Origin of the sequence: Flavobacterium sp. N502540 (genome assembly GCF_025947365.1) — a bacterium.
Classification (GTDB): domain Bacteria; phylum Bacteroidota; class Bacteroidia; order Flavobacteriales; family Flavobacteriaceae; genus Flavobacterium.
Genome location: NZ_CP110012.1, coordinates 5,330,891 through 5,341,340 on the forward strand (window position 1 = coordinate 5,330,891; position 10,450 = coordinate 5,341,340).

Below are 10,450 nucleotides of genomic sequence, written 5' to 3' on the forward strand. Positions count from 1 at the left end.
TTTTCATAACAATTTAATTTTAAATTGGTTATCTTTAAAATCCATAATTTTAAAATTCAATTATCATGACTAGAATGTATCACTACGCAACTGTTTCAAAAGCTTTAGATCAATTGAATGAAAAAGGATTTACGTTTGATTTTAACTTAAACTCAGACCTGATAAAAAAGAATCCTGAAAAATTTGAAATTGTTCATGTGTATCGATACGAAGGGAATTCAGACCCCGGCGATGAGGCAGTTGTATACGGAATTAAATCAATCTCAGGCAAAAAAGGGGTTTACGTCGCAGGTTTCTCTGCTGACTCCGATCAGGAAACGGTAAAATTTTTATCTGATTTAAGTATTAAGGGAAGGTAATTTCCAGGAGCCAATCCTGCTATCCGCTTTATCTTTTCCTTGCTAAAGGAGCAAGAAAAAGGATACCGATCCTATCAGGGCTAAGGCACTTGGTTTCATAAGAAAATTATGTTTTTTGTTTAGAGTAAAAATGATAAATTTGTTTTTACTCTAAACAAATTTATCATTTACTCGTGTTGCGACACATCATTGTACTGCCAAAGCACATTTATGATTTTCCATTCTCCGTTGGTTTTTACGATGTGCATGTAATCAATCCAGGCATCGGCCAGTAATTTTACTGATGCTGTACGTGCTGAAACATCCAATAACTTTATTTCCTTTCTGGGGTTTTTCGGGAATTTGTCTCCCTTCGCATTATACGTTTCCGCAAGGATAACCATATTCTCTGCAAAGTATTCTGAAATATAATCTTTCTGAGCAGCTTTACTTCTAAAGACAGATCGTTTTACCAATCTGGGATGCAAAGCACTTTCCATCAATTTCGGATTTGGATTGTGTTGCGCCTCGATGTAAGCCAAAGCAACACGTTTAATATCAAGTGTATCCTGAGCGGTTTGTGCCTGAAGAGCAGACGAAAAAAATGCAAATGCAATTACCAATAAATAGTTTTTCATAAAAATTAAGGAGTTAAAATGAGATTGCGGCTAAATTTATCAATGAGACGCACGTTTCAAATATTTTGAAGCAAAACCCACAACATACTAGCTGCTGAAGTAATACTCTTTATAAATTTCAGGGTGTAAAACCTCTAAACAAACCTAAAAAAAGCACAGGGATCATTTTGGGGAATAATCCGTCTTTGTCAAAATCCGGTCTTCAATATCCCCCACTACATCGCCATATTTTGCTGTAAATTCTTTTTTAATCGCGATCCATTCCTGATCACTTTTAAAACCTTCCCACGCTTTTTTCATAGTCGTTTCGTCCGGCCATTCCAGAAAATAAACAAACTCTGTTTTTTTGTCCGATTTGGATTCCCAGATGGAGGTGATCTTAAAATTATACTTCTTCATGATACGCATGGCATGATCGCGAAAACGTTCATGGAACTGATTTTTATTGGACTCAAAAATTTCATAAACACGAAGCTGATAAATAGGGTCCGTAGTTTTATTTTGTCCTTTTGCAGTAAAGGCTATCAATGCTATTAAAATCAAAAAATGTCGTTTCATAGTTTAAATTCCAATTAATTTCCAAAGTCAGATTCAAATCAAAACAGATTATTACGGTATTTTATCGTTCCTAAAATTAGTCCTTTTTCTTTACAAATAAACAATCCAATCTGAAGATCAAAACACTTCCTCTAAGTGACGCGAAAAAACACCGCCAACAAAACCTACAGTAACTCAAACACTTAAAAATCTTTGAATTTTTAAATTTTTAAATCACTAAATTATACCCTATATTTGCTAACGAATAAAATAGAATATGGAACAATTTGTAGTATCGGCGCGTAAATATCGTCCACAAACATTTAAAGATGTAGTGGGACAGAAAGCCATTACCAACACTTTGTTGAATGCTATTGACAGTAATCACCTTGCTTCTGCTCTTTTATTCACCGGACCGCGTGGTGTTGGAAAAACAACCTGTGCACGTATCCTGGCACGAAAAATAAATCAGCCCGGATATGATGATCCAAATGAAGATTTTGCTTTTAACGTTTTTGAGTTAGATGCTGCTTCAAACAACTCTGTTGATGACATTCGTAATCTGATTGATCAGGTTCGAATCCCACCACAAACCGGACAATATAAAGTGTACATCATTGACGAAGTCCACATGTTGTCTTCGGCAGCTTTTAATGCTTTTCTTAAAACATTGGAAGAACCGCCAAAACATGCTATTTTCATTCTGGCTACAACAGAGAAACACAAAATTATTCCAACGATTTTATCTCGTTGTCAGATTTTTGATTTCAAAAGAATTACGGTAAAAGATGCTAAAGAACACTTAGCTGACGTTGCTGCAAGTCAGGGGATCAATTTTGAAGACGATGCCTTGCACATTATTGCTCAAAAGGCCGATGGCGCAATGCGTGATGCTTTATCAATTTTTGACCGTGTGGTTTCGTATTGCGGAACTAATTTAACACGTCAGGCGGTAACCGAAAACCTAAACGTTTTAGATTACGAGACGTACATTAGCATTACCGATTTACTTTTAGAAAATAAAATTCCGGATCTTTTACTGGCGTACAACGATATCCTTGCGAAAGGTTTCGACGGACATCATTTTATTGCCGGACTGGCATCGCATTTCAGAGATTTGCTGGTAAGTAAAACTCCTGCAACAATCGCTTTACTTGAAGTAGGCGAACAGGCGCAGCAAATGTATGGTGTTCAGGCGCAAAAATGTTCACAGGATTTTCTACTAAAAGGCATTGACATTGCTAACGACTGCGATTTAAAATACAAACTAAGTCAAAACCAACGCCTTTTGGTTGAACTGTGTTTGATGCAATTGGCCTCTATCAATTTTGATGGAGAAAAAAAAAAGTTGAGCAATTCATAATTCCCCCTACTTATTATAAAAACGGCGGATATTCTATCGTTGAAGTTAAAACTCCAAAAACAGAAACTGTTCAAACGCCTGAAACTGTAACTTCTCAAAATGCAGAAACAACTTCAGCACCAAAAACAGAAGTTCCCGCAGTTCCTCAGCCTGAAACCAGTACGGAGCCTAAAATTTCTGCCTTTTCCTTATCCAGTATTCGCAAGAAAAAAGAACTGGAAGCCAACAGTAAAACTGTTGTAAAGCCGACTACTGAACTGCCTACGGAAGAATTTACCGAAACTGAAATGCTACTGCAGTGGAATAAATACGCACAACGTCTGGGTGATAAAGGTCATAAGATCATGCAGTCTTTATTACTGATCAATGATCCTAAATTAAACGGGACTGTAATTACTTTTGAACTTCCGAACGAAGGCGCTAAGCTGGATTTTGAAGGTCAGATATATGGACTTTTAGGACATCTAAAAGGTCATTTACACAATCATGATATTACCATTGAGGTTCAGGTTAACGAAACCATCGAAATTAAACGCAGTCTTAACGATCAGGACCGATACAATCGCTTCGTGGAAATCAATCCAAACATCGAACTTTTACGTTCAACATTTGGACTAGATTTACCTTCTTAACTTCTTATTTAGTATGCAATCCCCAGTTGTATACTTTTTGAAGCCATTTTTTTCTTTGCACTTCATCAGCAGTTTTTATAATTCCGATATAACTCACTTTCACCGGCTTGATACCACAGAATTCGAGCGTAGCTTTTTTAAGCTGATTGACACTTGGTCTTCCGTAAAACAATCTGTAATACCAGCCAGGCTGGTCTAAAGTGGTGATAATATGAGCGGTTTTCCCTTTTAACAATTTGTCCCACCAAACCGAATTTTCACGATATTGAAAAGCCATCCCCGGTAAAAACAAACGATCAATAAACCCTTTAGTAATTGCCGGCAAGCCACCCCACCAAACCGGATGAATCCATACCAAATGGTCTGCCTTTTTAATCTTCTCCCAAGACGCCAGAAGATCAGGTTCTAACTCGGTACGTTTTTGATAGCCAAATTGCAAATTCGGATTGAAATCCAGCTTTGCAATTGTAATTGTATCCACTGTGGCTTTCGAAGCAATTGCTCCTTTGAGATAAGATTCTGCAATCGCAAAATTAAAACTGGATGGGTTTGGATGGCCGTTGATGATAAGAATATTTTTCATTTTCAATTAGCTTATTTTGACATTAATGGTGTTGTACCCCGTTAATTCTTCATAAATTTCTTCAGAAGAGTGTATCTGATGGCTAAAATAGATTCCGTCAGCCACTTTTTCACTCAATAGCTTTTCGACATGTAAAACTGCCGAAAAAGCCGTCAATTCTGCCTGACCTTTTGTACTCTGCAAACTGATGCGTTTTGTTTTATACTGCGTTTTAATCACGACTTCAAAAACAGCCTGATCTCCTTTCCCACTGGAGCCAAACAACAGCTGCCTTTCTTTTAAAGACATAATATTAAAAACCTTAAGCGATTGAAGATACCCCATTAAACGGGTAACTACTTTTGAATTATAAGTCATTTTTACTGAAACAGTTGGTATTTTTTCGATCTGATTTAAAATGAATAAATCCGGAACATCCAAATGATACACTTGCCGTTTTCCTATTCCAAATGAAAAATTAAAGTTTTGTGAGTCTGAAAAATGTTTGACATTTTTAGAGCTGTCATTCTCATAAATTACGAAGGGCTTACAGACGTTTTCAGCCAAAAAATGAGCAGAACTTTTTCCTGCCAAATCCCTGATAGAGTAATAAATATAAAGATTTGTTTCCTGAATTTTAGCACTATCCGGTTCTATTTGATTCACCAGACTGCTTACAATCCCACCCATCCAGCCTGACGCAAAAACAATTCGACTGTTTATCTTAAGTTTATTTGCTTGGGCAAAATTATATGCAGCGGTTAAATCCGGAGTTGGTTTTGTGATATCAAGATAGTCCAAACCGTTTTGAATGGCAAATTGCAAGATTTCATTATCACGATCTTTGGTGCACATGAGAATCAATTCGATGTTATGTTCCAATATCGTATTAAAAGTTTCGGGATTGTTTACATCGACAACTAAAGTGTTTCCATTTTTTCCGGCATGACGACTGCCGACAAAGACTTTATAGTCGGATTTTCTTCCTTTGAGTATGCTCAAAATAACTTTACCTACTATTCCTGTTCCACCGATTATTAAAATATTTTTCCTCATTATTCTATTTGTTTGAAACAAAAATAATAGGAAAACCTCTCTCAGGAACCGGACAAATGTCCTATAAAATTGCTTTACGGATTCGGCTTAAATGTCTTGGAGTAACCCCCAGATAAGAGGCGAGATATTGAAGCGGAATCAGCTGAATGTAGTTTTTATGATTTTGATAAAGTTCTTCATACCGCTGAGTTCCTGAAAGTTTCTGAAAAGAAATCATTCTTTTTTGCAGTGTCACATACTCCATTTCTGCAATTTTTCGACCAACTTCCTGCCAATAAATACTGGATTGATAGAGTTTTTCTATCCCATCTTTACTGATAACTTCAATTTCAGTATCGGTAAGTGCCTGAATATTTTCTTCGGCGACTTTTTGCGTGATAAAACTTGAAAACGATCCCATAAAATCGTTCTCAAAAGCAAAACAATTGGTAATCTCATTGCCCTGATGGTTGAAAAAGAAGGATCTTAAAATTCCTTTTTTAATCAGTACAATTTCGTTACAAACCTGATCCTCTCTCAATAAAAGATCACCTTTTTTAAGTTTTCGGACTGTAACTAACTCATCCATCTGATCTAGTATTTCCTGCGGTAAATTCTTAATGGATTGAAAAACTGATTTCATTATAAACTCAAAATAAATTAATTTTTAGAGGCAAAAATTCTCTCTATCCTTTTGTCCGGAATGAGCCATAATAAAGCAACAGTAAAATAAGCCGCACCTGAAATCCATTCGTTGTAAAACGAAAATACAATTCCAAAAATGTACAAAACCGAAGAAGTGTGTCCTTTTAAATCACGTCCTATCGCCTTTGCCAATGTCGAATTTGCTCCTTCATTAAGAATTATAATGCGTTGCAAAATAAAGTAAGCAATGGAGCACAAAAGCAAGACAGTTCCATACAAAGCCATAGATGCTTTGGCAAAGTTATGTTCGCCCATCCATCCGGTTGCAACAGGAATTAAAGAAAGCCAAAAAAGCAAGTGCAAGTTGGCCCAAAGAATTTTTCCATTTACCTTACCCAGGCTATGAATTAAATAATGGTGATTGTTCCAGTAAATACCCACATAAATAAAACTCAGAACATAACTTAAAAACTTAGGAATCAACGGCTTTAAATCGGTAAATTCAGAACCTGCCGGTACTTTAATTTCTAAAATCATGATGGTAATGATAATAGCCAAAACACCATCACTAAAAGCCTCAAGTCTGGTTTTATTCATTTATTGTATTTGTTGGTTAACATTTATTTTTGCCCTTGATTAAAAAATTTCTAAAGATTTTTTTTGCCACGAATTTCACAAATCTCCACTAATTTTTTTTGATATTTGGAATGAACAAATTACGCAACTGCTTCAACTGTTCACATCGCACAAATCGCGGCAAAAAAAGTTGATATTTTTAAATTTTACCGTAATACATCGCTTTTACAATTCCATCAGAAAGTCCAATTTTAGGAACATAAATCTGACGTGCACCACTCCATTTCATAGCATTCAGATAAATTCTGGTAGCATGAATAATTACGTCGGCACGATCTGAGTTTAATCCCAATTCAGCGATTCGTTGCTCATAACTTAAGGAGTTCAGAAAAACATACTGTGAATTGATATAGATGTACGAAAGTGGTTTTTCCTGCTGTTTCCCGGACATTTTAAACAATTTATTGATGTTTCCACCTGAACCAATCAGTGTTACTTCTTCATAACCTTCCGTATTGGTTTTGATCCATTTTTCAATTTCATCCCAAACGACATCGTGTACCATATTATTTAACAAACGAACGGTTCCGGCTTTGAAAGATCTTGAATTGATCATTTTCCCGTCAGAAAACAAAGTAAACTCGGTACTTCCGCCTCCAACATCCACAAAAAGATAAGTCTCGTCTGTTTTTAGGAGATGATGTAAATCGGTCGAAGCAATAATTGCGGCTTCTTTTTTACCGTCAATAACTTCTATTTTTATATCGGCTTTTTTCTTAATTAGTGCCACAACTTCCTTTGCATTATAGGCCTCGCGCATTGCCGAAGTTGCAAACGCCATATAACGTTCTACTTTATGTACTTTCATCAAAAGGTTGAATGCTTTCATAGCATCCACCATTCGGTCTATATTTTCTGCTGAAATTTCTCCTACGGTAAAGGCATCTTGTCCCAAACGAATTGGCACACGAACAAGTGAACTTTTGTTAAACTGGGGTTCTTTTCCATCTTGTTCTACAACATTCGATATCAGAAGCCTCATGGCATTCGATCCAATATCTATCGCTGCAAATTTCCTTATATTAATCATGCTCACTTATGATTTTATTTTTTTATTGTTTTTAATTAATCGCTTACGCTACACCACTTCTTCCTGAACTGTTATTTTATTCTGATAGTACTTATACGTTTCTAACTGTGCTCTAAATGGGGCATGATGGTTTCTAGGCTTGTATTTATTATCCAGTTTATAGGAATGATATCTCACTTTGACATTCCCTTTCCACGCAATATTAAAATTATCTATTAGTTCTTTCTTTATTTGAAGGTCGTAAATCGGGCAGGTAACTTCGACTCTTCCGTCAAGATTTCGGGTCATGAAATCGGCTGATGAAATGTATACTTCGGTCAATCCGGCATTTCCAAAAATATAAACCCTTGAATGTTCCAGATAGTTATCAACGATACTTATCGCTTCAATATTTTCACTCATTCCCGGAATTCCCGGAATTAGCGAACAAATCCCTCTCACCTGAAGTTGAATTTTAACTCCCGCATTACTAGCCTCATACAATTTATCGATCATTTTAAAATCAGACAAACTGTTCATTTTTAATTTAATATGTGTTTTTCTGCCGGCCAGCGCATGCAGAATTTCACGATCGATTAATTTGATAAATTTTGTTCGGGTATAATGTGGGGATACTATTAAATGTTTGTATCGGTGCACTCGGTAATTGATATCAAAGAACTCGAATATTTTAGAAATGTCTTTCAGAATTTGCTGATGACAGGTAAACAAGGTTACATCGGTGTAAATTTTAGCCGTCGATTCGTTAAAATTTCCGGTTGAAATAAATCCGTAACGGCGTGTTTTTCCTTCCTCCACTCTTTCGATCACACAAATTTTACTGTGCACTTTTAGACCTTTTATTCCAAAAATCAAATCAATCCCTTCTGTTTGCATTTGCTCGGCATAGGAAATATTCGATGCCTCATCAAATCGTGCCTGAAGTTCGATCTGAACCGTTACTTTTTTACCATTTTTCGCAGCATTAATCAAGGAACTGATAATCTGCGAGTTTTTTGCCAAACGGTATAAAGTGATTTTTATACTGGTAACTTTTGGATCCAGGGCAGCTTCACGCAAAAATTTCGTCAGATAAGAAAATGACTGGTATGGGGCGTGCAGTAGATAATCTTTTTTACTGATCTTTTCTAAAATACTTCCCTCCAGACTCAACCCCGGAATTGGCAAAGGTTCGTTTGGTTTATACAGTAAATCGTATCGACCTAAATTAGGAAAGCTCATATAATCACGTCTGTTGTGATAACGCCCTCCCGGAATTATACTATCGGTTTCAACGATTTTCATTTTATCCAAAAAGAAACGCAATGTATCTTCTTCGATCAAATTATCATAAATAAAACGAACGGGCTCTCCTATTCTTCTGTCTTTTACAGATGATGCAATTTTTTCGAGCATACTTTTACTCAAATCGCTGTCGATATCCAACTGAGCATCACGCGTAATTTTGATCATATGTGCCGAAACACTTTTGTAATCAAAAATATTGAATATGTTTTTCAGATTGTAACGGATAACATCATCAATCAGTATCACATATTGCTTATCATCTTCAGACGGCAGCACTACAAACCTGTTTATCGTTTTAGGAATTTCGATAACAGCGTAGCGAACTTCATCATTGGTATTCATTTCCAGACGAACTGCCAAATATCCCAAGGTATCTTTAAGAACAGGGAATTCTGCCAGATCATTTAAGATGATGGTTACCAATTCAGGGCTTAACTTCTGAACAAAAAAGTCTTTCAGATAGCTCTCCTGATCTCTTGTAATTTGATCTTCATTGATAATAAAGATATTTTCGGCTTCCAATTCTGCTTCGATATTTCCCAAAATGCGCAAACTTTCAGATTGCTGCTGAATAACAATTTCGGTAATGTCTTTAATTAATTGGTGTGCTGAAACTCCTCCTAAATATTTTTCACCGGAAATCCCTGAAAGGCTTAATCTTCGAATTGCAGCATAACGAACTCTAAAAAATTCATCTAAATTGTTTGAAAAAATTCCAACAAAACGCAACCTGTCTAAAAGTGGAACTGAACTATCTCCGGCTTCCTGAAGTACTCTTGCATTAAACGCTAACCAACTTTTTTCTCTATCGATATATTTCTGTTCGTACACTTTATCTATTTTAAATCTTTGGGGAAAATTGTTTTATGAGTTTTACCTTTATGAATGCTGTCCCAGCTTTCGGCATCAAACTGTAGTGATACAAAGCCTGACGTAGGTACATTTTCAATAAAAACATCCCCAAATTTATTAACAAAATTTGTAATAGCCTCGTTATGTCCAAAAAGAATAACGCTTTCAAAACTATTATCACATGATTTGATAACTTTTTCGAGTTGTCTGTCATCAAAGGTATAAAGGTCGTCTTTAAAAATGATACTTTCCAGAGGATATGAAATATTTTGTGCAAAAATAAGTGCTGTTTCCAGGGCCCTTGCAGCAGTACTACTCCACATTATATAGGTTTTAGGAAGAAACTCTAAAATTGTAGACGATACGTCATGTGCGTCTAAAATGCCTTTTTTCATTAAAGGTCTATCGAAATCTTTTAACGGAGCTTCCCAACTTGATTTTGCATGGCGTATTAAAATTAAGTTTTTCATAAGCAAAAGGTTTACAAACTTCTTAAGTGAAGATGATTTTTTTATTGAACTTCTAATTTACAAAAGAAATTCTAAACCTTTTCATTTTTTTACTTCTGTTAACATTTAAACAAAATTTTAACAGCGAACACCTAAGTCAAAAATCTCAAAAATCAAAAAAAGAAGATTCTCTCTTTTTAGAAAAAAGTGTTCTTCATCTATTAAATCAAACACTTAGTCGATAGTATTACTATTCTCAAAAAACACACTAAATAATTGAATATTAAACATTTAAACCATTTTTAAAATTCGGTTTTTAATGGAAAATATAAATTTTAGACCCTTTTTTATTTGTCAAAAATGTCTAAAAAAAGTGTTTTTTAACGCTTCATTTAACAAAAAAAATACACTTCAACGAGTTTTTAGGTTAGTTACGGAGAAAAAAA

General features: G+C 35.3%; 12 protein-coding genes. 3 read left to right on the plus strand and 9 right to left on the minus strand.

The features are described from left to right. Positions 1–65: 65 nt before the first annotated feature. Positions 66–359, plus strand: a complete 294-nt coding sequence (locus OLM58_RS21815; RefSeq protein WP_026110008.1) for a hypothetical protein — start codon at positions 66–68, stop codon at positions 357–359. Between the two features lie 167 nt (positions 360–526). Here the strand turns inward: OLM58_RS21815 and OLM58_RS21820 are convergent, their stop codons facing one another. Together OLM58_RS21820 and OLM58_RS21825 are read right to left on the minus strand one after the other, a co-directional pair. Continuing rightward, positions 527–976 carry a nuclear transport factor 2 family protein gene (locus tag OLM58_RS21820; protein WP_264530644.1) on the minus strand — a complete coding sequence of 150 codons (450 nt, stop codon included), beginning with the start codon at positions 974–976 and terminating at the stop codon, positions 527–529. A 162-nt stretch (positions 977–1,138) separates the two neighbouring features. Next, positions 1,139–1,534, minus strand: a complete 396-nt coding sequence (locus OLM58_RS21825; protein ID WP_264530645.1) for an NIPSNAP family protein — start codon at positions 1,532–1,534, stop codon at positions 1,139–1,141. Between the two features lie 256 nt (positions 1,535–1,790). On the opposite strand from OLM58_RS21825, the gene dnaX reads away from it, so the two are divergent. After that, positions 1,791–2,876, plus strand: a complete 1,086-nt coding sequence (dnaX, locus tag OLM58_RS21830; RefSeq protein WP_070908854.1) for a DNA polymerase III subunit gamma/tau — start codon at positions 1,791–1,793, stop codon at positions 2,874–2,876. A 287-nt stretch (positions 2,877–3,163) separates the two neighbouring features. Further along, positions 3,164–3,508, plus strand: coding sequence for a DNA polymerase III (locus OLM58_RS21835; RefSeq protein WP_264530646.1), 345 nt, complete (start codon positions 3,164–3,166; stop codon positions 3,506–3,508). Between the two features lie 4 nt (positions 3,509–3,512). Here the strand turns inward: OLM58_RS21835 and OLM58_RS21840 are convergent, their stop codons facing one another. The 7 genes from OLM58_RS21840 to OLM58_RS21870 all read right to left on the minus strand — a co-directional run bounded on the left by OLM58_RS21840 (position 3,513) and on the right by OLM58_RS21870 (position 10,025). Beyond that, positions 3,513–4,091 carry an NAD(P)H-dependent oxidoreductase gene (locus OLM58_RS21840; protein WP_264530647.1) on the minus strand — a complete coding sequence of 193 codons (579 nt, stop codon included), beginning with the start codon at positions 4,089–4,091 and terminating at the stop codon, positions 3,513–3,515. Between the two features lie 6 nt (positions 4,092–4,097). After that, the gene (locus OLM58_RS21845) at positions 4,098–5,126 is read right to left on the minus strand and encodes a saccharopine dehydrogenase (RefSeq protein WP_264530648.1); all 1,029 of its coding nucleotides are present in this window, start codon (positions 5,124–5,126) and stop codon (positions 4,098–4,100) included. Positions 5,127–5,187: 61 nt separating this feature from the next. Continuing rightward, positions 5,188–5,748: a Crp/Fnr family transcriptional regulator gene (locus OLM58_RS21850; RefSeq protein ID WP_264530649.1), complete on the minus strand. Its 561-nt coding sequence runs from the start codon at positions 5,746–5,748 to the stop codon at positions 5,188–5,190. A gap of 17 nt (positions 5,749–5,765) precedes the next feature. Continuing rightward, positions 5,766–6,347: a TMEM175 family protein gene (locus OLM58_RS21855; RefSeq protein ID WP_264530650.1), complete on the minus strand. Its 582-nt coding sequence runs from the start codon at positions 6,345–6,347 to the stop codon at positions 5,766–5,768. Between the two features lie 178 nt (positions 6,348–6,525). Next, complete coding sequence (locus tag OLM58_RS21860; RefSeq protein WP_264530651.1) at positions 6,526–7,416, minus strand: Ppx/GppA phosphatase family protein; 891 nt, start codon at positions 7,414–7,416, stop codon at positions 6,526–6,528. A 48-nt stretch (positions 7,417–7,464) separates the two neighbouring features. After that, on the minus strand, positions 7,465–9,534 hold the full coding sequence (gene ppk1 / locus OLM58_RS21865; RefSeq protein ID WP_264530652.1) for a polyphosphate kinase 1: 2,070 nt from the start codon (positions 9,532–9,534) through the stop codon (positions 7,465–7,467). A 5-nt stretch (positions 9,535–9,539) separates the two neighbouring features. Beyond that, positions 9,540–10,025 carry a SixA phosphatase family protein gene (locus OLM58_RS21870; RefSeq protein ID WP_017496680.1) on the minus strand — a complete coding sequence of 162 codons (486 nt, stop codon included), beginning with the start codon at positions 10,023–10,025 and terminating at the stop codon, positions 9,540–9,542. Between the last annotated feature and the right edge of the window lie 425 nt (positions 10,026–10,450).

What these genes read in the sequence shown, in the direction of transcription:
- OLM58_RS21815 (WP_026110008.1), top strand. Translation starts at nt 66, where the DNA reads ATGACTAGAATGTATCACTACGCAACTGTTTCAAAAGCTTTAGATCAA.
- OLM58_RS21820 (WP_264530644.1), bottom strand. Translation starts at nt 976, where the DNA reads ATGAAAAACTATTTATTGGTAATTGCATTTGCATTTTTTTCGTCTGCT.
- OLM58_RS21825 (WP_264530645.1), bottom strand. Translation starts at nt 1,534, where the DNA reads ATGAAACGACATTTTTTGATTTTAATAGCATTGATAGCCTTTACTGCA.
- dnaX (WP_070908854.1), top strand. Translation starts at nt 1,791, where the DNA reads ATGGAACAATTTGTAGTATCGGCGCGTAAATATCGTCCACAAACATTT.
- OLM58_RS21835 (WP_264530646.1), top strand. Translation starts at nt 3,164, where the DNA reads ATGCTACTGCAGTGGAATAAATACGCACAACGTCTGGGTGATAAAGGT.
- OLM58_RS21840 (WP_264530647.1), bottom strand. Translation starts at nt 4,091, where the DNA reads ATGAAAAATATTCTTATCATCAACGGCCATCCAAACCCATCCAGTTTT.
- OLM58_RS21845 (WP_264530648.1), bottom strand. Translation starts at nt 5,126, where the DNA reads ATGAGGAAAAATATTTTAATAATCGGTGGAACAGGAATAGTAGGTAAA.
- OLM58_RS21850 (WP_264530649.1), bottom strand. Translation starts at nt 5,748, where the DNA reads ATGAAATCAGTTTTTCAATCCATTAAGAATTTACCGCAGGAAATACTA.
- OLM58_RS21855 (WP_264530650.1), bottom strand. Translation starts at nt 6,347, where the DNA reads ATGAATAAAACCAGACTTGAGGCTTTTAGTGATGGTGTTTTGGCTATT.
- OLM58_RS21860 (WP_264530651.1), bottom strand. Translation starts at nt 7,416, where the DNA reads ATGATTAATATAAGGAAATTTGCAGCGATAGATATTGGATCGAATGCC.
- OLM58_RS21870 (WP_017496680.1), bottom strand. Translation starts at nt 10,025, where the DNA reads ATGAAAAACTTAATTTTAATACGCCATGCAAAATCAAGTTGGGAAGCT.